This window comes from Pseudomonas sp. SED1 (genome assembly GCF_034044025.1).
Lineage (GTDB): Bacteria > Pseudomonadota > Gammaproteobacteria > Pseudomonadales > Pseudomonadaceae > Aquipseudomonas.
Window position 1 is genome coordinate 1 of the sequence record NZ_JAXCIS010000142.1, and the last position, 21358, is coordinate 21358.

Genomic DNA, 21358 nt, shown 5'->3' on the forward strand with positions numbered 1-21358 from the left:
GGATACTGCCGGAGTATCCCGCAGCTCATCAAACCTTGAACTGATCCATCAGGCCCTGCTGCTGATTCGCCAAGCTGTTCAACGCCTGACTGACCCGCGCCGATTCATTCGCCTGCTCGGACAACGACTCTGTCACATCGCGAATCGTCGCCACGTTGTTGTTGATCTCCTCGGCCACCGCGCTTTGCTCTTCGGCGGCGCTGGCGATTTGCAGGTTCATGTCGCTGATCACCGTCACCGCATCGCCGATCTGGCGCAAGGCGGTCACGGCCTGGCCCACTTGTTCGACGCTGCCCTGGGCCTGACGATGGCTGTTGCTCATGGAGCCGACCACTTCCTGGGTACCGCTTTGCAGTTGCTCGATCACCAGGCGGGTTTCTTCAACCGACTCCTGGGTACGCCGCGCCAGATTGCGCACTTCGTCGGCGACCACCGCAAAACCACGACCGGCTTCACCCGCACGGGCAGCTTCGATGGCGGCGTTCAGCGCCAGCAGGTTGGTCTGCTCGGCAATCGCACGAATCACTTCCAGTACCGAACCGATCTTCTCGCTGTTGGCGGCCAGGCCTTCAACCTGGGTCATCGCGGTGCTCATGTCTGCGGCCAAATGGCCGATGCTGGTGGTGGTGCGGTCGATCACGGTCAAACCTTCACGCGTGGCCTGATCGGCATCGCGGGCGGCCTGGGCGGCTTGTGCTGCACTGCGGGCAACGTCCTGGGCGGTAGCGCTCATCTCGTGGGAGGCGGTGGCCACCTGGTCGACCTGGCGGTATTGCTGCTCCATGCCGGCGCTGGTCTCAGTGGCAATCGCCGCCGACTGGTCAGCGGTGCCACGGGCGTCCTGCACCGAGCGTTTGACCTGGGCAATGATCGGCTGCAGCTTGTCGAGGAAGCGGTTGAACCAGCCGGCCAACTCGCCGAGTTCGTCATGCTTGTCGTAGGCCAGGCGCCGGGTCAGGTCGCCTTCGCCACTGGCGATGTCTTCCAGCATGCGCGCCACGCCGAGGATCGGGCGGGTTACGCTGCGGGCCATCAGCCACACCAGCAACAGGCCGATTATTGCTGCCAGCAGGCCCAGGCTCAGTTCCAGCAGGGTGCCTTTGGCGTTGTCGGCATCCAGTTTGGACTTCAGGGCTTCAGCCGGAGCCACCAGGACTTTTTCCGGTACATCCAGCAGAACGCCCCACGGTTTGCCATCGGGGATCGGCTGGAACGGCGCGAGCACCTTGAGTTGATGGTCGGTGCGTACACTGTGGGTCTGGGTGCTGGTGGAAAGCGAGCTGATCAACTGCGCGCCGTTGGCCGTGTCGACGGCGTCCAGGCGCTGGGCGAGTTTGCCGGCGTCCGGGCTGTAGCCAGCCAGCAGGCCCACCGGGCTGATGATGCTGACGCTGGTCTGGCCGTCATAGAGTTTCTGGCTGGCGCCTTGGCTGACCGCTTGCAGACTGTTGAGGTTGATGTCCACCGACAGCGAGGCGATGACTTTGCCGTTGACCATCAGCGGGAAGACGATGCTGGTCATCAGCACCTTTTGCCCGTCGATCACATAGAAATAGGGTTCGATCACGCACGGCTTGAGTGTGGTGCGCGGGCAGGTGAACCAAGCGTTGGCTTTTTCGCCGCTGGGTCCGACGCTGGTGTCGGACATGTCGCTTTCGGGCAGCGACATCGACGTTAGCTTGCCCGCAGTCGGCTGCGACCAGTACAGCGCAAAACGGCCTTTGTCGTTGCTGCCCAGCTCTTGCTGGTTGGCGAACAACTCGTCCTTGCCATCCAGTGCGTTGGCCTCGAACACCAAGGACAAGCCCAGCAGTTCCGGATTGGCTTGCAGCGCGGCCTTGACCTGGCGCGTCAGGTCTTCGCGCAGGTCGAAGGCATCCAGGAAGCGTTTCTCGGCCTGTTCGCGCAGGAACAGCACCTGGCGGGAAAAACCGTGGCCGTATTGATAAGCGTCCATGAACTGCTGGCGAATGCCCAATGCCTGGACTTCACCCTGGGCTTCAATGCGTGCCTGGGCGGCTTCGTCGAGCATTTCCATACTGGAAGCCTTGACCAGGTCGGAGCTCTGCGCCATGCGGTACAGCGAGAGACCCACCAGCAAGGTCACGATGCCCAGCAGGCAAAGTCCGGCCAGCAGGGTAATTTTCCATTGAATGGACAGCTGTCTGAGCGACATGGAGCCTTCCTTAACCTTTCGATACGACAGAGACGATCTGCCTGTATCGGCCGCCCAGGATTTTTCTTTATTCAAACGATCAATTTAAACTTGTTTGTGTGGCGAGGGGGCTTGTCGCCCGTTGGGCTGCGTAGCGGCCCCAAAAAAAGCGGGAGCGCTGCGCACTCCAACGGGGGACAAGCCCCCTCGCCACAGGATAAGCCCCTCGCCACAGACAAATCCCCTAACCACTGACAAACCTTCTCCCCACAGTTTTGACAAGCCAGGCCGGGTGCTGCAAAGTGCGCGCCCTCTAATAAAACTCCTTTAAAACCTGGTTTGCGGCAGCCGTTCCCGACAGCAGCCCGGGCAGGTGTGTGCTTTTTTTAGTTTTTTCTGTCTTGAGGTAACGATGATTAATGCAGTAATCGCCGCGGTCGGCACGATGCTGGTGCTCAGCCTGTCCCGCGTGCATGTGGTGATCGCGATCATTGTCGGCGCCCTGGTGGGTGGACTGACCGGCGGCCTGGGCATCGACGCAACGCTCAAGGCGTTCAACAGCGGGCTGGGTGGCGGTGCGACGGTAGCGTTGTCCTACGCGTTGCTCGGCGCGTTCGCCGTGGCGATTGCCAAATCCGGCCTGGCCCATGCGTTGGCCGACAAAGCGCTGCTGCTGGTGGATCGCCAGGAAGCCACGGGCGGCAGTCACGTTAAATGGCTGTTGATCGGCTTGCTCTGGGTAGTCGCGATTGCCTCGCAAAACATCCTGCCGATCCACATCGCGTTTATCCCGCTGCTGGTACCGCCGCTTTTATACGTGCTGACCAAGCTGCAACTGGATCGCCGCCTCATCGCCTGTGTCATGACCTTCGGCCTGATCACGCCCTACATGTTCCTGCCGGTGGGCTTCGGCAATATCTTCCTGAATCAGATCCTGCTGGCCAACGTGGCCAAGAGCGGCGTCGACATCAGCCACGTCAACGTCACCCACGCCATGGGCCTCCCGGCGCTGGGCATGGTGGTCGGCCTGCTGGTGGCGGTGTTTATCAGCTACCGCAAGAAGCGCGTGTACGACTTGGAGAAAATCGAGCGGGTCGAGCAGGTGGCGGTGCAGTACAACCCGCTGACCCTGCTGGTGGCCGGCCTGGCGATTGCGGCGGCGTTCATTATCCAGCTGTGGCTGGACTCGATGATCATCGGCGCCCTCGCCGGGTTCCTGATCTTTTCGGTGTCGGGCATCGTGCGCTGGCGCGACACCGATGACCTGTTCACCGAAGGCATGAAGATGATGGCGATGATCGGCTTCATCATGATCGCCTCGTCAGGCTTTGCCGAAGTGCTCAAGGCCACCGGCGAAGTGCAGACACTCGTGCAAGCCTCGGCGGCGTTTATCGGCCATAGCCGTGGTGTGGGCGCGCTGCTGATGTTGCTGGTGGGGTTGCTGGTGACCATGGGTATCGGCTCGTCGTTTTCCACGGTGCCGATCCTCGCGGCGATCTTTGTGCCGTTGTGCGTGCAGTTGGGCTTCAGTCCGCTGGCCATCGTGTGCATCGTCGGCACGGCCGGGGCATTGGGTGATGCGGGCTCACCGGCGTCGGACTCCACCCTGGGCCCGACTTCGGGTTTGAACATCGACGGCCAGCATCACCATATCTGGGACACCGTGGTGCCGACGTTCCTGCACTACAACATTCCGCTGCTGGCGTTTGGCTGGTTTGCCGCGATGACGCTCTAACGGGATTGTCCTACAGATTTATTGTTACTAGCCGTTAACCTCTTAAGTTGTCCCTTAAGAGAGAAGAGCCATGCGTCTGAGTCTAAAGGCCAAAGTACTGTCCCTTGCTGTCCTGCCCGTGTTGTTGTTTGCCGTGATCATCAGCCTGACCACGGTCTGGATCCTCCGGGAGCAGGCTCGTAACGAGGTTGAAGAAACCCGTCAGAACCTGCTCAACGACGCCAAGACCACCTTGCGCGGTTACGTCGAGGTGGCCATGACCACCATCAAGCCGCTGTACGACGCTGCCGCCCAGGGCGACACGGCGGCGCGGGCGCAGGTGGTCAAGCTGCTGTCCAACACCAGCTACGGCAAGGACGGATATTTCTTCGGCTACGACTCCGAGACCATTCGCCTGTTCAAGGGCAACAGCCCGGACGGCGTCGGTAAAAGCTTCAAGGACAACCGCGACCCGAATGGCGTCTACGTCAACCGCGACCTGGTGAAGGTCGGCAAGGACGGCACCCACTACCTGCAATACAGCTCGACACAGCCCGGCCAGACCGAGCTGGTGCCCAAGCTCGGCTACACCGAATACCTGCCCAAATGGGACATGGTGATCGGTACGTCGGTGAACCTGGACGGTATCGATGCCCAGGTCGCCGAGGTTCAGGCCAAGGTCGAGAAGCGCATGGAAGGCGTGCTGCTGAGTATCATCGGGATTGCCGTGGTGGTGCTGCTGGTGATCGCCGCCGTGGGCATGCTGGTGGCCAATACCATCCTGCGGCCACTGCACCTGATGAAGATCAACCTCGACGACATCGCGGCCGGTGAGGGTGACCTGACCCGCCGCCTGGCTATCACCAGTCAGGACGAGCTGGGAGAACTGGCCGGCTCGTTCAACCGCTTTGTCGACAAGATCCACGGCCTGGTGCGGCAGATTACTGAAATGACCTCCCAGCTTACCGGCCTGGTGAGTCAAGTCGCCGAGCAAGCCAATCGCTCGGAGAAAGCCATGGAGCGCCAGCGTCACGAGACGGACCAGGTGGCTACCGCGATCAACGAAATGTCTTCTGCTGCCCACGAAGTGGCGCGCAGTGCTCAAGGTGCAGCGGTGGCGGCACAGCAAACTGACGCCGAAGGCCAAGCCGCGAAAAAAGTCGTGGACGGCAGCATTGCGCAGATTCATGCGCTGGTGAACGACATCCGCACCAGCGGCGTGTCTTTGGACAGCTTGCAGCAGGACGTTTCCTCGATTGTCAGCGTGCTTGGCGTGATCCGCTCGATTGCCGAGCAGACCAACTTGCTCGCCCTCAACGCCGCCATTGAAGCCGCGCGGGCAGGGGAGGCCGGTCGTGGTTTTGCCGTGGTCGCCGACGAAGTACGGGCTCTGGCGAGCCGCACCCAGCAAAGCACCCAGGAAATCCAGGGCATGATCGACCGTCTGCAAAAAGGCACCGAAGCCGCCGTGGAATCCATGCGCCGCTCCAGCGACGCCGGCGACGGCACGTCTGCCAAGGCCAACGAAGCCGGTGCGTCCCTGGACACCATGGCGCAGTTGATCGGCACCATCAACTCGATGAACGCGCAAATCGCCAGTGCGGCGGAAGAACAAACCGCCGTGGCCGAAGAAATCAATCGCAGCGTGCATCAGATCGCAGTAGCGGTGGACAGCGTGGCGGATGAAACCCAACAGGGTGCCCAGACCTCCCGCAGCCTGGCGGACCTGGGGCAGCGGTTGGGTCAGTTGGTGGGGCAGTTCAGGATCTGACCGGGGGGGGCATCAACCCGGGTTATAGGGGGTTTCTCCATGGGCGATGACGCGGTCCACCAAGTCTGAACCGGGCGCGGTCCGATACTTCAAGGGCACATCAAATCGCGTGTCTACATAAAAGATATGCGGGTTGTCCGGGCTTCGCACCATTTGCAGGCCCGAGGTGTTTATCTCGTAGTAGTGGGTCATTTTATCCAGTGCATTACCGTACTGGCGGCGCCCGAAAATGGTCCGGGAAATCTCTGCGGTTGCCTTGTCATCAGGTGCCAGATCCGTGAAGTAATGCCTTCCCTGGTTTCCAGGCAGGCGTTCTCCGGTCAACTTGCTGCTCGAGGGCGACAGGTTACGACTGGCAAGGATGGCTGAATGACCTTTTTTCCCCGTGTAGTGATAAAAAACGTTCTGGCCTTTGACTGGCGGTTCCAGCGTAGCTTTCTCACCCGGAAAACTTTCGGCCAGCCGAGGCCGTTTGTTGGCTGCGTCCGGTTGTGCGGCCGGATTGCTGGCGGTGCTGGATGATGCAGCGCCATTGCCCTGGGAAAGGGGGCGTTTGGCTGTCGCCTGGGAAGGGCGGCTGGCCTGATAGCCGTTGGCATGCGAGCTCGCTCCATTGGTTGTCGCTCCTCCCCCACGCAATTTACTGACTCGCCACGTGCCATCGTTTGTCCGGTGCAGGAACGCGACCTGTTTTTGGTTTTGCGGATCAATGACGCGGACGATGCCGCCCTCGGCTTTGTAGTTCCGGCTTATTTGAAACGGCCTGTTGATGCCGGTGCCATCGGTATACCGGATGTAGAACTGTTCGCCGACCTGATAGGTGCCGTCCCCCCTTATCGGCCTACCGGCAAGCAGATTCTCGGGCACCGCATGACTACTGAGGTCGGGCAACTGGGCGGTGGTTGCCTTAATGGCGGGAGGTGTACGGGGTATCAGTGGTGCCAGGGCGCTTTCTGCCGCCGGTAACCGCAATACGGGTCGTAGAATCGGGCTGGCATTGGTTGCAGTGTTAGTCGTGCGGCCTGCGTATCGTGCATAAATCATGGCCAGCCGGTTGGGTTTGTCGAGAATTTTGACGATGGACTGGCCCGGCGCATTGATGAATTTCAGTCCGGTCCTGCCCAGCCTGACGCCAGTGGATACGCCTTTGCCGACAATGGGCAGGACGTCCATGAACGCGGTGCCTACTGCGATACCGAACATCACCTTATTGTGAGTCGACTCCTTTTCCACCTCAGCGGTGCTGACAGAGCTGAAGTCGGCTTTATCGATCAATATTTCCGTCATCTGTTTGTACAGGGCGTCCAGGACATTGCCCTGGATGGGTTTGAGGTAGGCGCTGCTCGCCATCTCCTTGGCCTTGGCTATACGATCCAGCACGTTGGGAATATTTTTTTGCAGCAGATCGGAGAGAGTGGCCTTCAGGCTATTGGGGTTGATCGGCGAAGCTTTGCTTTCGGCGTAGGTTTTCCATTGCGGCTGGTTGAACAGTTCTTCGAGGGCTGCCTGACTGGCAAGTTGCCGAAATGACACGCCATCGGGAGCGTCAGGGCTATACAACACCAGCGCCGACTCCGGAGCATTACCGATGGCGAGTACACCCTGAAGAGGCAGGCCGTGAGCGCTCACGGTATGGGCGACAATGGTTTTGCCATCCACCTGCAGTCGAGTGGCGGCGTCCGGATAATCAAGGACAGCCTGTACCCACTGCGGCCCCTCGGAATCTTCCGGATAAGCGTGCCGGTTCAATTGCCCCAGAAAGGCTTGTTTGTTCATGGAATCGGTCAGAGTGGCTTTCCACGCCGTGCGCAGTTTTTCGGGCTCTCCCTCCTGGGCATCCGGCGCCATTCGTTGCTGGAGCAATTTGACATAGTTGCCGCCGACATCTATCTCGCTTGCGAAAGCTTTGAGTTCTGCGGTGTTCCAGGTAATGGGGTTGAAGTCGTCATCCAGCAGGTCGAGGCCCATATCGTCAATTAACGGGGCAGTCATGGTCACTGAGGTGTGCTGATGGCTGTCTGCCGCAGGCCAGGCGGTGGGATTCTTCAGCGAGAAGTCAGTCAATGACAGGTATTGGGTATCGACGGTGCGATCAGTGTAGGAGCCTGCCCGGCTACCGCTATGAATTCTGGACTGTGTGGTGATTTTCACCTGGATCTGGTCCGGGTCGTAATTGGCTGTCGGGTATTTTTCCTTGAGTGCGGCGCTCAACCTCTGTTTGGCAAACGCTTGCAGGGAGGGAATGTCTTCCAGAAGCGGCGTCAGCGTCTGTAGGCTGCGCTGCTCCACACCCTCAAGGTATTGATAGTGGCCTTCATGGAGGAGCGACAGCTCTTTCAACCATGATGGACGTTGTTTTTCTTCCAGCCTTTCATACTCGGCAAGCAATGCATTGTTGCCGTCCATGGGGGCGGCCCAGTTGGCTGCATCCTGTATAGCGCCATGCACATCTGGTCGGCTTAACAAGGCTGGGTAGGTTTTGAATAACCCCACAATAGTGGCTTCCAGCTCATCTGTCTGGCGTTGGAATAGCTGAGGTATCACTTCGACGACAACGTCCCCCGGGACGGGAGCAAAACCAAGCGCCAGATCGTCCCCGGACAACGGCTGGCGCTTGTTTTCCACCGATAAAGGCAGGGTTTGCGCCAGCAGTGTTGCCGGGATGCCGCCGTTGTTGATTCGTTGCGCCAGCATCGTGTGCAGTTGCGCAGGGGTTGCGAACTCTTCAAAGCCTTCTCCCGGCGTGTAAAGCACCACGGGGCCATTGCGCTCGTCGGCCAGGATGCTCTTGCTCCCGTTGGGCCAGTGCGGCGCTTCGGCGGCGGAGCCGTCATTGCGACTAATCATGAAGGCACCGGCCAGGCGCGCACCCACGGCGGTGTTGTCATCCACCGTGATTGGATACACGCCCAGCCTGTTGCCAGGAGGGAAAGCGGTTTCCCGGGCCGCCAGGGTCGGGAAGCGAAACGCGTTGTCGATCAGCGTTTTGCTTTGTGGGCTCAGTGTGCCGTTGGTTGCCCCCAGGGCTGCCAGGTTGGAGAGCATGTCTCGGTGCAGGTTGATCAGCTCGTTTTGAGGTGAGGTCGAGTTGCGCTCAGGGGGGCGCTGAGTTGTCCAGAACCGGCTGATGGTTTCGGAGAATTGCTGAGCGAGTTTTTTGCCTGGCTCTGGATGTGACAGCAGCGCCTCGATTTGCTTTGGCGTTTGCTGCCCCAAGAAGCTACTGAAGGTGGGCTGTTGCGCCCGCAACCGATTGATTTGTGTGTTGAGTTGCGTGTACTGCTGGAGGAACGCGGCTTGATCGGTAGGTGCCCTTCCAAATACATACCGTGCGACTACCGCTGGATAAATGGCATGGACGTTCGGTGGCATGGGGGAGGCAGCTGTGACGCGGGGCGCCTGCGCCGGTTGCTCCTGGTGCACCGACCTCGCCTGGGACCCGATAGAGGGCGATGGTGTGAGAGCGAGGGGAGCGGGAGGAATATAATCAAAGGGCGGTGGGGCAGCTGCAGAAAATATCGACATTCGTTGCACCTCGAAAGGCAGGCCTCAGTCCATTCTCACCTGTTTTTTTTGGATACCGCTCCAGCGGCATATCCTTCAGTGGGGGAGAGGGAATGTCTGGTTCCTTTGGCGAAAAGGAGCGATGTGTATCTTCGAGTGAGCACAATGCAAAACGGCGCCCGAAGGCGCCGTTTTGCTTGCTGCATCTAACTAAGCGGTCAACCCGCCATCACCGCATGCTGCACCAGGGTGAGCAACGGCTGTGGGTAAACACCCAGGAAGAACGCCAGCAGGGCGATTGCCAGCAGCATCACGCCGCCCGCTTTCTGCTCCCAGTGCAACTCGGCGTCCACACGGCGCAGGTTTGGCTCGATCAGGTACAAGGTCACCATCACGCGCAGGTAGTAGAAAACGCCGATGGCGCTGCCCAGTACCAGGGAAGCAACCAGCCACCATTCGTGAGCCTCAACACCGGTCGCCACGATGTAGAACTTGCCGATGAAGCCAGCGGTCAGCGGGATACCGGCCAGGGACAGCATCATCACGGTCAGTACGGCGGTCAGGTACGGACGGCGCCAGAACAGGCCGCGGTATTCGTACAGGGCGTCTGCGTCACGGCCTTTGTAAGGCGAGGACATCAGGGTGATTACACCGAAAGCGCCGAGGCTGGTGATCACGTAGGTGACCAGGTACACGCCGATGGCTTCCATCGCCAGGCCCTTGCTCGCCACCAGGGCGATCAGCAGATAACCGAAGTGCGCGATGGACGAATAACCCAGCAGACGCTTGAGGTTGTTCTGGGTCAGCGCCAGCAGGTTACCGAACAGGATCGAGGCGATTGCGATGATGGTCAGCACGTTGCTGAGTACACCGGTGTTGGCCGCAGGGGAGATCTGGAACAGACGCACCATCACGGCAAACACGGCAACTTTCGACGCGGTGGCCAGGAACGCGGCCACCGGCGCCGGGGCGCCTTCGTACACGTCCGGGGTCCACAGGTGGAATGGCACCAGCGACAGTTTGAACGCCAGGCCGATCAGCATCATGGCGAGGCCCAGTTGGGCGATTGGCGCAGGGCTGCCGGAAGCTGCCAGGGCGTGACCGATACCGCTGAAGCTCAGGCTGCCGGCTTCTGCGTAGAGCAGGGCCATACCGAACAACAGGAACGCGGAACCGGCGGCCGACAGCACCATGTACTTGATGCCGGCTTCCAGGGAACGCTTGTTGAAGAAGGCATACGCCACCAGGCCGTAGACCGGGATCGACAGCAGTTCCAGGCCGATGAACAAGCCGGCCAGGTGCTGTGCGCTGACCAACACGATACCGCCGGTTGCAGCCAGCAGGATCAGCAGGTACAGCTCTTCGCGGTTGCCCGGGTAACCCGTACCGCCTTCGCCGAGGTAGGCGTGGGCGAGGGTGACGCAGGCCAAGGTGGCCACGAGGATCAACGCGATATACAGCAGCGCGAAGTCATCGACCATCAACAGCGGCGTGACCGCCAGCGGTGCGACCTTGAGTGCCGGGATAATCGACAGCAAGGCCAGGTTCAAACCTGCCACGGAAATCAGGAAGGTCTGTGAGTGGTTGCGGCGCCATGCGATCGCCAGCATCACCACCACAACGGTGAGGCTGGAGATCAGCAGCGGCGCAAGCGCGATAAAGTGTTGGATCGTGAATTCCATAGCGCTCTTACCGGGCCGAAGCGAGTTGAGTGAAGGCGGTGCTGAACCATTGCTGCACGCCATGCATCGTTGCGGCAGAGGTATCCAGGAACGGTTGCGGGTACACGCCGATGAAGATCAGCAGTACTGCAAGGCCGAGCACCATGATCAGTTCGCGACCGTCCATGCCGTGCAATACGGTGTCGGACTTGGCCGGACCGAAGTACGCACGGTGGATCATGATCAGCGAGTAGACCGAACCGAACACCAGGCCTGAAGTCGCGATCGCACTGATCCACGGTGTATGCACGAAAGCACCCATCAGGATCAGGAACTCGCCGATGAAGTTACCGGTACCCGGCAAGCCCAGGGATGCGGCGGCGAAGAACAGGCTGATGGCCGGCAGGTAGGCGATACGCGACCACACGCCACCCATTTCACGCATGTCACGGGTGTGCAGGCGCTCGTAGAGCTGGCCACTGAGGATAAACAGTGCCGCTGCCGACACACCGTGCGCCAGCATCTGGATCACCGCGCCTTGCAGCGCCAGTTGGCTGCCGGAGTAGATGCCGATCAGTACGAAACCCATGTGGGAAACGGACGAGAAGGCAATCAGGCGCTTGATGTCGGTTTGGGCGAAGGCCAGGAACGCACCGTAGAAGATCCCGATCAGACCGAGGGTCATGGCGATCGGCGCAAACTCGGCCGAGGCATTCGGGAACAGCGGCAGGGCGAAACGCAGCAGGCCGTAGGCCGCCGTCTTCAACAGGATACCGGCCAGGTCCACAGAACCTGCGGTCGGCGCCTGGGCGTGAGCATCAGGCAACCAGGAGTGGAACGGCACCACCGGCAGCTTCACCGCGAACGCGATGAAGAAGCCCAGCATCAGGATGTACTCGGTGGTCAGGGACATCTTGGTTTTCAACAGGTCGGCGTAGTTGAACGTGATCACGCCCGTGCTGTTGAAGTTGACCAGTACCAGACCCAGGATCGCCACCAACATGATCAGGCCGGAAGCCTGGGTGAAGATGAAGAACTTGGTCGCCGCGTAGATCCGGGTTTTCTTGCCGTCCGAAGAACTGTGACCCCAGAGCGCGATGAGGAAGTACATCGGCACCAGCATCATTTCCCAGAAGAAAAAGAACATGAACAGGTCCAGCGCAAGGAACACGCCGACAACGCCGCCCAAAATCCACATCAGGTTCAGGTGGAAGAAGCCCACGTGACGCTGGATTTCTTTCCAGGAGCAGAGTACCGAGAGGATACCCAGCAGGCCGGTCAGCAGGATCATCAACAGCGACAGGCCGTCGAGGGCCAGGTGCACGTTGATGCCGAAGCGCTGGATCCACACGTGCTTGAATTCAAGCGCGAAGGTTGGATCGACACCCGGTGCCGGAGCAAATGAATAATCGCCATGGGCCCACAGCCAGAGGCCGAGCGCGAGTTCCAGGGACATGGTCAGCAACGCAATCCAGCGGGGGAGGGTGGCGCCGAAGCGTTCACCCATCCAGCAGAGCAGGCCGCCGATAAAAGGGATCAGGATTAGCCAGGGCAGAATCATGACGGGCTCGTTTCCTTTCGCAAGTTCGCAAAGTTCGCAATGTGCATAGTCAGACCGCGACCACGATGATGGCGCCGATCACCAGGACGGCACCGGCCGCCATGGAAGCTGCATACCAGCGCAATTGGCCAGTCTCGCTGCGGCTCAGGGCGGTGTGACCGGCCTTGGCGGCACGCGGGATCAAACCGATGGTCTGGTCGAGCGGGTCTTTGCGCAGTACGTGGCTGATCGCAAGGTAAGGCTTGACGAACAGTTTGTCGTAGATCCAGTCGAAGCCCCAGGCAGCGAACCACCAGGCCGAAAGGAAGCGGCCAATGCCACTGTTGGCGATGGCGGTGACGAAGCGGCGCTTGCCGAGGAACAGCAGGGCTGCCAGCAGGATACCGGCCAGGGCGATGGCACCCGAGGCGATTTCCAGGCTGTGCTTGGCTGCACCACCGGCATGACCTGCACTTTCCGGCAGAACACCGGCCAGAGGCGGGGTGATCATGGCGCCGACGAAGGTCGACAGGACGATCAGCACCGACAGTGGCAGCCAGTGGGAAATACCGTGGCCTGCATGGGCTTCAGTCTTGGCTTCACCGTGGAACGTGATGAAGATCAGGCGGAAGGTGTACAGCGAGGTCATGAATGCACCCACCAGGCCGGCGTACAGCAGGCCGTGGTTACCGCTGGCAAAGGCTTCCCAGAGGATTTCGTCTTTCGAGTAGAAACCTGCGGTCACCAGTGGCAGGGCCGACAAGGCCGCGCCGCCGACGATGAAGCTGGCATAGGCCAACGGCAGTTTCTTCCACAGGCCGCCCATCTTGAAGATGTTCTGCTCGTGGTGGCAGGCAACGATCACCGCACCGGAAGCAAGGAACAGCAGGGCCTTGAAGAAGGCGTGGGTCATCAGGTGGAAGATCGCGCCGTCCCAGGCGCCAACGCCCAGGGCCAGGAACATGTAGCCGATCTGGCTCATGGTCGAGTAGGCGAGGATACGCTTGATGTCGGTTTGAACCAGGGCAGCAAAACCTGCCAGCACCAGGGTCACGCCACCCACCAGGCCCACCAGATGCAGAATCTCCGGTGCCAGGGTGAACAGGCCGTGGGTACGGGCAATCAGATAGACACCGGCAGTCACCATGGTGGCGGCGTGGATCAGTGCCGAAACCGGGGTAGGGCCGGCCATCGCATCCGCCAGCCAGGTTTGCAGCGGCAGTTGCGCGGATTTACCCACGGCGCCACCCAGCAGCATCAGGGTCGCCAGGGTGATCCAGAAGTCGCCGACCTGGAATTTCTGCGGTGCCAGCACCAGCAGTTCCTGGATGTTCAGCGTGCCCACTTGTTGGAACAGGATGAACAGGCCGATGGCCATGAACACGTCGCCGATCCGGGTCACGATAAAGGCTTTGAGTGCTGCGTTACCGTTGTTGCGGTTGCTGTAGTAGAAACCGATCAACAGGTACGAGCACAGGCCCACGCCTTCCCAGCCGAAGTACAGGAACAACAGGTTATCGCCCAGCACCAGGAACAGCATGCTCGCGATAAACAGGTTGGTGTAGGCGAAGAAGCGCGAGTAACCGGCTTCACCGCGCATGTACCAGGATGCGAACAGGTGGATCAGGAAGCCCACACCCACCACCACGCCGAGCATGGTGATCGACAGGCCGTCGACGTAGAGGGCGAAGTTGGGCTTGAAGCCCTCCACCGACATCCACTGCCACAGCACCAGGGTGTAGTGACCGCCTTCCGGCGGCGCAACGTTGAATTGCCAGATGACGTAGGCGGCGACAATCGCCGACAGGCCAATGGAACCCACGCCGATCAAGGCCGAGAGGTTTTCCGACCAGCGTCCACGGGAGAACGACAGCAGCAGGAAACCGATCAGGGGAAATACGAAAGTCAGAAAGATCATGTTCATCCGCGCATCTCACTGGCAGCGTCGATATCAAGCGTGTGGAAGCGACGATACAGTTGCAGCAGGATCGCCAGGCCAATACTGGCCTCGGCGGCTGCCAGGCTGATCACCAGGATGAACATCACTTGTCCATCCGGCTGGCCCCAACGGCTACCGGCCACGATGAACGCGAGTGCCGCGGCGTTCATCATGATTTCCAGGCTCATCAACACGAACAGAATGTTGCGGCGAACCATCAGGCCGACCAGGCCAAGGCAGAACAGGATGCCGGCGACCGCCAGACCATGCTCCAAAGGGATAGCAGGCATCGTCATTGCTCCTTGGCTTCGTTGCGGCCCAAGTGGAAGGCGGTGATGGCTGCAGCGAGCAGCAACATCGAAGCCAGTTCGACCACCAGCAGGTACGGGCCGAACAGGCTGATGCCCACGGCTTTCGCGTCTACGGTGGTGTGGCCGATGGCCTGGCCGCTCTGGTGAGCGAACAGCACATACAGCAGTTCACCCAGCAGCAAGGCTGCCAGGATCACCGGGCCGAGCCAGATGCCGGGCTTGAGCCAGACGCGTTCCTGGGCGACCGAAGCCGGCCCCAGGTTGAGCATCATCACCACAAACACGAACAGCACCATGATGGCGCCAGCGTAGGCAATCACTTCCAGCACACCGGCGAACGGTGCGCCGAGGCTGAAGAAGGTCATGGCCACGGCGATCAGCGAAATGATCAGGTAGAGCAGGGCGTGCACGGGGTTAGTGTTGGTGATCACGCGAAGCGTGGACACCACTGCAATACCCGATGCGAAATAGAAAGCGAATTCCATCTTTCTTCCTTAAGGCAGCAAGCTCTTCACGTTGATCGGCTCGGCTTCGTTTTGTGCGGCGCCTTTCGGCTTACCGGCAACGGCCATACCTGCAACACGATAGAAGTTGTAATCAGGGTTTTTACCGGGACCAGAGATCAGCAGATCTTCTTTCTCGTACACCAGGTCCTGACGTTTGAACTCGGCCATCTCGAAATCCGGTGTCAGCTGGATCGCGGTGGTCGGGCAAGCTTCCTCGCAGAGGCCGCAGAAAATGCAGCGCGAGAAGTTGATGCGGAAGAAGTCCGGGTACCAGCGACCGTCTTCGGTTTCAGCTTTCTGCAGCGAGATGCAACCCACCGGGCACGCCACGGCGCACAGGTTGCAGGCCACGCAGCGCTCTTCGCCGTCGGGGTCGCGGGTCAGGACAATGCGGCCACGATAACGCGGCGGCAGGTACACCGCTTCTTCCGGGTATTGCAGGGTGTCGCGTTTGCGAAAGCCGTGACCGAACACCATCACCAGGCTTCGCAACTGGGTACCGGTACCCTTAACGATGTCGCCAATATATTTGAACATGGGTCAAATCCTCACTGAACCGCGCCCGCTGGCGTGTTCAACAACACAACGGCAGCAGTCACCAGCAAATTGATCAGGGTCAGCGGCAGGCAGAATCGCCAGCTGAAATCCATCACCTGGTCATACCGTGGACGCGGGATGGAAGCGCGCAGCAGGATGAACAGCATGATGAAGAACGCGGTCTTCAAGAAGAACCAGAAGAACGCCAGCTGCGGCAGGATGCCGAACGGACCGTGCCAGCCGCCGAAGAACAGCGTGACCAGCAGGGCCGAGATCAAGATGATGCCGATGTACTCACCGACGAAGAACATGCCCCATTTCATGCCGGCGTATTCGATGTGGTAACCGTCGGCCAGTTCCTGTTCCGCTTCCGGCTGGTCGAACGGGTGACGGTGGGTCACGGCGACGCCAGCGATGAAGAAGGTACAGAAGCCGAAGAACTGCGGAATGATGAACCACAGGTTCTGCGCCTGGTACTCGACGATGTCGCGCATGTTGAACGAGCCCACCTGCACCACGATGCCCATCAGCGCGAGGCCCATGAACACTTCGTAGGACACGGTCTGGGCCGAAGCCCGCAAGCTGCCCAAGAGGGCGAACTTGTTGTTACTGGCCCAACCGGCGAACAGCACCGCGTAGACCGACAAACCGGCCATGGCGAAGAAGAACAGCAAGCCGATGTTCAGGTCCGCCACGCCCCAGGTTGGGGTGATCGGGATGATTGCGAAGGCAATCAGCAAGGCGCTCATGGCCACGACCGGTGCCAGGGTGAAGATCACCTTGTCGGCAAACGGCGGTGTCCAGTCTTCCTTGAAGAACATTTTCAGCATGTCGGCGGCAATCTGGAACATACCAAACGGGCCAACGCGGTTCGGACCGTAACGGTCCTGCCACCAGCCCAGCAGGCGACGTTCGACGAAGCTGAGCAAGGCGCCCGCCACGACCACGGCCAACAGGATCACGATGGCCTTGACCACCGCGATGATCACGTCGATCACTTCAGGGGTGAACCAGGTCATTGAGCTGCCTCCTGCAGACCGTCAACGGTGAGGCCGAAGATCGCCGGAGGAATCCCCGCGAGGCCTTTTGGCAATGCAACCAGGCCAGCACCCAACTCGTCATTGATGCGCAGCGGCAGACGCAGGGTCTTGCCCGCTACGGTCAGGCTGAGCAGGGCACCGTCGTTGACGCCCAGGCGGTCGGCTTCGGACTTGGCAACAGACACGTAGGCGGCCGGAATGCGCTCTTGTACCGGCGCGGCTTTGGAAGAGGTTTCTTCGCTGCCGAACAGGTGGAAGAACGGCACAACCTGCCAGGTGCCCTGGGCCGGGTTGAATGGACGCGGAACGCTGGCGAACCAGTTCAGCGAGTCACCGGTGCTTTCGATCAGGCGGGTGCCCGGGTCGCCAGCGCGGATGTGACCACCGACTTCGTCCTGGAACTTGTTCCAGGCTTGCGGCGAGTTCCAGCCCGGCGACCAGGCAAATGGCACCTGCTGACGTGGCTCGACCGAACCCGAGTAACCTTCCATGGAGAAGGCGAACGCGGTGTCGTTGTCTTGTGGAGTACGTGGCTCATGCACGCTGATGTCGGCACGCATGGCGGTACGGCCGGAGTAACGCAGCGGTTCACGGGCGAGTTTCATGCCCTTGATGCGGAACGAGGCAGACGGTGCAGCGTCGACGATGCGTGCCAGTTGCGGTGCTGCTGCGGCTGCAGCAGCGGTCACATGGTCGAGCTGGGTCCAGTCGATTGGCTGGTTCAGCAGGGTAGCGCGCAGGGCATGCAGCCAGCGCCAGCCTTCGTGAACCAGGATGCTGGCGTCCATGTACTTCGGATCGAACACTTGGAAGAAGCGCTGGGCGCGGCCTTCCTGGCTGACCAGGGTACCGTCGCCTTCAGCAAAGCTGGCGGCGGGCAGTACCAGGTGGGCGCGGTCGCTGGTGGCGGTTTTCTGGTGGTCGGCAACAATCACCACTTTGGCCGCGTTCAGCGCAGCGTCGACCTTGGCCGAATCAGTGCGGGTGTACAGGTCGTTTTCCAGTACCACGATCGCGTCGGCACTGCCGTCGGTCACGGCTTGCAGGGCCGCGTCCAGGGACTCGCCACCGAGCATGGCCAGGCCGAGGCTGTTGGCTTCCGGCACGATCAGGCTGATGGAACCGTTCTTCTCGCGCAGCTTCAAGGCTTTGGCAATATTGGCAGCGGCTTCGATCAGCGCCTTGGAACCCAGCGAGGTGCCGGCAATAATCAATGGACGCTTGGCCGCCAGCAGGGCGTCGGCGATGCGCTGGGCCAGTTCAACGGCTTCAGCGTCCAGGCCTTCAACGGCAGGCGCGCTGGCATCGAGGGCGTGGGCCACGGCGAAACCGATGCGGGCCAGGTCGTCAGGCGCGGCGTGTACGCATTCTTCAGCGATGTCGTCGAGCTTGGTTTCAGCCAGGCTGGCGATAAACAGCGGGTTCAGCGCGTGCTGGCCGATGTTTTTCACTGCAGCGTCGAGCCAAGGCTGGACGCGCATGGCGTCGGCCATGTCTTCGGCCTTGCCTTTTACCGACTGGCGCAAGGACAGGGCCATGCGTGCAGCGGTCTGGGTCAGGTCTTCACCGAGGACGAAGATCGCGTCGTGGTCTTCGATGTCGCGCATGTTCGGAACCGGCAGCGGGCTGTCGTTCAACACTTGCAGCACCAGGCGGATACGCTCCAGCTCACCGGCTTCGATACCCGAGTAGAAGTGCTCGGCACCTACCAGCTCGCGCAACGCGTAGTTGCTTTCGAGGCTGGCGCGGGGCGAACCGATACCGACGATGTTGCGACCGCGCAGCAGGTCAGCGGCTTTATCCAGTGCTTCGTCGAGGCTCAGCTTGGCGCCGTCGGCCAGCAGTGGCTGACGTGGGCGGTCTTCGCGGTTGACGTAGCCATAGCCGAAACGGCCACGGTCGCACAGGAAGTACTGGTTGACCGAACCGTTGAAGCGGTTTTCGATACGACGCAGTTCGCCGTAGCGCTCGCCCGGGGAGATGTTGCAACCGCTGGAGCAGCCATGGCAGATGCTCGGAGAGAACTGCATGTCCCACTTACGGTTGTAGCGCTCGGAGTGAGTCTTGTCGGTGAACACACCGGTCGGGCAGACCTCGGTGAGGTTGCCGGAGAACTCGCTTTCGAGGGTGCCGTCTTCAACGCGACCGAAGTACACGTTGTCGTGGGCGCCGAATACACCGAGGTCGGTGCCGCCGGCGTAGTCCTTATAGAAGCGCACGCAGCGGTAGCAAGCGATGCAGCGGTTCATCTCGTGGGAGATGAACGGGCCCAGTTGCTGGTTCTGGTGGGTGCGCTTGGTGAAGCGATATCGGCGCTCGTTGTGGCCGGTCATCACGGTCATGTCTTGCAGGTGGCAGTGGCCGCCTTCCTCACACACAGGGCAGTCGTGCGGGTGGTTGGTCATCAGCCATTCGACGACGCTGGCGCGAAACACTTTCGCTTCTTCGTCTTCGATGGAAATCCAGCTGCCGTCGGTGGCAGGGGTCATGCAGGACATCACGATACGACCACGGGTGTCGTTCTCGTCGGTGTACTGCTTGACCGCGCACTGGCGGCAAGCGCCAACGCTGCCAAGGGCGGGGTGCCAGCAGAAATATGGAATGTCGAGGCCTAGCGACAGACACGCCTGTAACAGGTTGTCTGCCCCATCGACTTCGAGCTCTTTGCCGTCTACGTGGATAGTGGCCATGGTTCAAAGTTCTTCGTTGGCCCGGTGTCAGCGGGCGTGGCTAATGGAATCTTGTTATTCATGTGCATCAACACAGCCATCAAGGCGTCAGCACATGAGAAAGCGAAGGGCACGGACCCTTCGCCTTTTTAAGCGTTACGCACCGACCATGGTCGGTGTTACCACCTGATTCAGGTCACCGGCGCGCGCAGGTGCGATGCCAGCCTCGAATTCAGAGCGGAAGTATTTGATCGCGCTGCCCAATGGCTCCACGGCGCCCGGTGCGTGAGCACAGAAAGTCTTGCCTGGGCCGAGGAAACCGACCAGACCCAGCAGGGTCTCGATATCGCCGGGCTGACCTTCGCCGTTCTCGATGGCCATCAAGAGCTTGACGCTCCATGGCAAACCATCGCGGCACGGCGTGCAGAAACCGCAGGATTCGCGGGAGAAGAACTGCTCCATGTTGCGCAGCAACGACACCATGTTCACGGTGTTGTCCACGGCCATGGCCAGGCCGGTACCCATACGGGTGCCCACCTTGCCGATGCCGCCGGCGTACATTTGTGCGTCGAGGTGCTCGGGCAACAGGAAGCCGGTACCGGCGCCGCCTGGCTGCCAGGCCTTGAGGGTGTAGCCGTCGCGCATGCCGCCGGCGTAGTCCTCGAACAGCTCGCGTGCGGTCACGCCGAATGGCAGTTCCCACAGGCCCGGGTTCTTGACCTTGCCGGAGAAGCCCATGAGCTTGGTGCCCATGTCTTCGCTGCCTTCGCGGGCCAACGATTTGTACCACTCCACGCCGTCGCCGATGATTGCCGGCACGTTGCACAGGGTTTCAACGTTGTTCACGCACGTCGGCTTGCCCCACACGCCAACGGCGGCAGGGAAGGGCGGTTTGGAACGCGGGTTGGCGCGGCGGCCTTCGAGGGAGTTGATCAGTGCGGTTTCTTCACCGCAGATATAACGCCCGGCGCCGGTGTGCACGAACAGCTCGAAATCGAAGCCCGAACCGAGGATGTTTTTGCCCAAAAGCCCAGCTGCCTTGGCTTCTTCCACTGCACGGTTCAGGTGCTTGGCGGCGGTGGTGTACTCGCCACGCAGGAAGATGTAGCCACGGTAGGTTTTCAGCGCGCGGGCGCTGATCAGCATGCCTTCGATCAGCAGATGGGGCAGTTGCTCCATCAGCATGCGGTCTTTCCAGGTGTTCGGCTCCATTTCATCCGCGTTGCACAGCAGGTAGCGGATGTTGATGGATTCGTCTTTGGGCATCAGGCCCCACTTGACGCCCGTGGGGAAGCCTGCGCCGCCGCGGCCTTTAAGGCCTGCGTCTTTCACGGTCTGGACGATGTCGTCCTGGGCCATGTCGGCAAAGGCTTTGCGCGCGGCCGCGTAACCGTTCTTGGCCTGGTATTCGTCGAGCCAAACGGCTTCGCCGTCGTCACGCAGGCGCCAGGTCAGTGGGTGGGTCTCGGGCGAACGCTTGATCAGGTTGGCCGGGCCGAAGGAAGTCAGGGTCATGGGTAGCCCTCGAGCAATTGGGTGACGCCAGCAGGCTGTACGTCGCCGAATGTGTCGTCGTCGATCATCAACGCCGGCGCCTTGTCACAGTTGCCCAGGCAGCACACCGGCAGCAGCGTGAAGCGCCCGTCCGGAGTGGTTTGGCCCAGGCCGATGCCCAGCTTGCTCTGGATCTCGCTGACCACGGACTCGTGGCCACCGATGTAGCAGACCATGCTGTCGCAAACGCGAATGATGTGGCGGCCAACCGGCTGGCGGAAGATCTGGCTGTAGAACGTCGCCACGCCTTCAACGTCGCTGGCGGGGATGCCGAGGATCTCGCCGATGGCGTAGAGGGCGCCGTCCGGCACCCAGCCACGTTCCTTCTGGACGATCTTCAAGGCTTCGATCGACGCCGCGCGCGGGTCTTCGTAGTGATGCAGCTCGTGCTCGATGGCCGAGCGCTCGGTTTCACTCAAGGTGAAACGGTCTGTCTGGATAAGCGTGCTATTCATGC

The 21358-nt window shown here is 60.7% G+C and carries 14 protein-coding genes and 2 pseudogenes; 3 read left to right on the plus strand and 13 right to left on the minus strand.

What is annotated here, in order from left to right:
- Positions 1-28: 28 nt before the first annotated feature.
- Complete coding sequence (locus SNL23_RS31595; RefSeq protein ID WP_371916652.1) at positions 29-784, minus strand: methyl-accepting chemotaxis protein; 756 nt, start codon at positions 782-784, stop codon at positions 29-31.
- A gap of 102 nt (positions 785-886) precedes the next feature.
- Positions 887-2176 (minus strand): annotated as a pseudogene (locus SNL23_RS31600) (HAMP domain-containing protein); the annotation flags it as partial.
- A 394-nt stretch (positions 2177-2570) separates the two neighbouring features.
- Here SNL23_RS31600 and SNL23_RS17925 point away from each other — a divergent pair.
- The 3 genes and pseudogenes from SNL23_RS17925 (at position 2571) to SNL23_RS31610 (ending at position 5640) form a co-directional block, all read left to right on the plus strand.
- Positions 2571-3890 carry a Na+/H+ antiporter family protein gene (locus tag SNL23_RS17925; RefSeq protein WP_167410187.1) on the plus strand — a complete coding sequence of 440 codons (1320 nt, stop codon included), beginning with the start codon at positions 2571-2573 and terminating at the stop codon, positions 3888-3890.
- Between the two features lie 70 nt (positions 3891-3960).
- Positions 3961-4782 (plus strand): annotated as a pseudogene (locus tag SNL23_RS31605) (cache domain-containing protein); the annotation flags it as partial.
- Between the two features lie 102 nt (positions 4783-4884).
- A complete protein-coding gene (locus SNL23_RS31610) occupies positions 4885-5640 on the plus strand; it encodes a methyl-accepting chemotaxis protein (RefSeq protein WP_371916653.1) in 756 nt (251 codons plus the stop codon).
- A gap of 12 nt (positions 5641-5652) precedes the next feature.
- Here the strand turns inward: SNL23_RS31610 and SNL23_RS17935 are convergent, their stop codons facing one another.
- From SNL23_RS17935 to nuoE, 11 genes are all read right to left on the minus strand, one after another.
- On the minus strand, positions 5653-9012 hold the full coding sequence (locus SNL23_RS17935) for a dermonecrotic toxin domain-containing protein (protein WP_318302991.1): 3360 nt from the start codon (positions 9010-9012) through the stop codon (positions 5653-5655).
- A gap of 350 nt (positions 9013-9362) precedes the next feature.
- A complete protein-coding gene (gene nuoN / locus SNL23_RS17940; protein ID WP_017476148.1) occupies positions 9363-10826 on the minus strand; it encodes an NADH-quinone oxidoreductase subunit NuoN in 1464 nt (487 codons plus the stop codon).
- Positions 10827-10833: 7 nt separating this feature from the next.
- A complete protein-coding gene (gene nuoM / locus SNL23_RS17945; protein WP_076016753.1) occupies positions 10834-12366 on the minus strand; it encodes an NADH-quinone oxidoreductase subunit M in 1533 nt (510 codons plus the stop codon).
- Between the two features lie 49 nt (positions 12367-12415).
- A complete protein-coding gene (nuoL, locus tag SNL23_RS17950) occupies positions 12416-14269 on the minus strand; it encodes an NADH-quinone oxidoreductase subunit L (RefSeq protein WP_076016754.1) in 1854 nt (617 codons plus the stop codon).
- Entirely contained in the window at positions 14266-14574 is a 309-nt protein-coding gene (gene nuoK / locus SNL23_RS17955) for an NADH-quinone oxidoreductase subunit NuoK (protein ID WP_003219560.1), read from the minus strand. Before nuoK ends, nuoL begins: the two co-directional genes overlap by 4 nt.
- Before the next feature lie 2 nt (positions 14575-14576).
- Complete coding sequence (gene nuoJ / locus SNL23_RS17960) at positions 14577-15080, minus strand: NADH-quinone oxidoreductase subunit J (RefSeq protein ID WP_003219561.1); 504 nt, start codon at positions 15078-15080, stop codon at positions 14577-14579.
- A 9-nt stretch (positions 15081-15089) separates the two neighbouring features.
- A complete protein-coding gene (nuoI, locus tag SNL23_RS17965) occupies positions 15090-15638 on the minus strand; it encodes an NADH-quinone oxidoreductase subunit NuoI (protein WP_003174725.1) in 549 nt (182 codons plus the stop codon).
- An 11-nt stretch (positions 15639-15649) separates the two neighbouring features.
- Entirely contained in the window at positions 15650-16657 is a 1008-nt protein-coding gene (gene nuoH, locus SNL23_RS17970) for an NADH-quinone oxidoreductase subunit NuoH (protein ID WP_076016755.1), read from the minus strand.
- Positions 16654-19368: an NADH-quinone oxidoreductase subunit NuoG gene (nuoG, locus tag SNL23_RS17975; protein WP_076016756.1), complete on the minus strand. Its 2715-nt coding sequence runs from the start codon at positions 19366-19368 to the stop codon at positions 16654-16656. Before nuoG ends, nuoH begins: the two co-directional genes overlap by 4 nt.
- A 135-nt stretch (positions 19369-19503) precedes the next feature.
- Positions 19504-20862: an NADH-quinone oxidoreductase subunit NuoF gene (gene nuoF, locus SNL23_RS17980; protein WP_076016757.1), complete on the minus strand. Its 1359-nt coding sequence runs from the start codon at positions 20860-20862 to the stop codon at positions 19504-19506.
- Complete coding sequence (nuoE, locus tag SNL23_RS17985) at positions 20859-21356, minus strand: NADH-quinone oxidoreductase subunit NuoE (protein WP_003219568.1); 498 nt, start codon at positions 21354-21356, stop codon at positions 20859-20861. The genes nuoF and nuoE overlap by 4 nt, the downstream gene beginning before the upstream one ends.
- Between the last annotated feature and the right edge of the window lie 2 nt (positions 21357-21358).

Coding starts and splice junctions, on each gene's coding strand:
- nuoH (WP_076016755.1), bottom strand. CDS start 16,657: ATGACCTGGTTCACCCCTGAAGTGATCGACGTGATCATCGCGGTGGTC.
- nuoG (WP_076016756.1), bottom strand. CDS start 19,368: ATGGCCACTATCCACGTAGACGGCAAAGAGCTCGAAGTCGATGGGGCA.
- nuoI (WP_003174725.1), bottom strand. CDS start 15,638: ATGTTCAAATATATTGGCGACATCGTTAAGGGTACCGGTACCCAGTTG.
- SNL23_RS31595 (WP_371916652.1), bottom strand. CDS start 784: ATGGAGCAGCAATACCGCCAGGTCGACCAGGTGGCCACCGCCTCCCAC.
- nuoM (WP_076016753.1), bottom strand. CDS start 12,366: ATGATTCTGCCCTGGCTAATCCTGATCCCTTTTATCGGCGGCCTGCTC.
- nuoJ (WP_003219561.1), bottom strand. CDS start 15,080: ATGGAATTCGCTTTCTATTTCGCATCGGGTATTGCAGTGGTGTCCACG.
- nuoL (WP_076016754.1), bottom strand. CDS start 14,269: ATGAACATGATCTTTCTGACTTTCGTATTTCCCCTGATCGGTTTCCTG.
- nuoE (WP_003219568.1), bottom strand. CDS start 21,356: ATGAATAGCACGCTTATCCAGACAGACCGTTTCACCTTGAGTGAAACC.
- nuoF (WP_076016757.1), bottom strand. CDS start 20,862: ATGACCCTGACTTCCTTCGGCCCGGCCAACCTGATCAAGCGTTCGCCC.
- SNL23_RS31610 (WP_371916653.1), top strand. CDS start 4,885: ATGGAGCGCCAGCGTCACGAGACGGACCAGGTGGCTACCGCGATCAAC.
- nuoN (WP_017476148.1), bottom strand. CDS start 10,826: ATGGAATTCACGATCCAACACTTTATCGCGCTTGCGCCGCTGCTGATC.
- nuoK (WP_003219560.1), bottom strand. CDS start 14,574: ATGCCTGCTATCCCTTTGGAGCATGGTCTGGCGGTCGCCGGCATCCTG.
- SNL23_RS17935 (WP_318302991.1), bottom strand. CDS start 9,012: ATGCCACCGAACGTCCATGCCATTTATCCAGCGGTAGTCGCACGGTAT.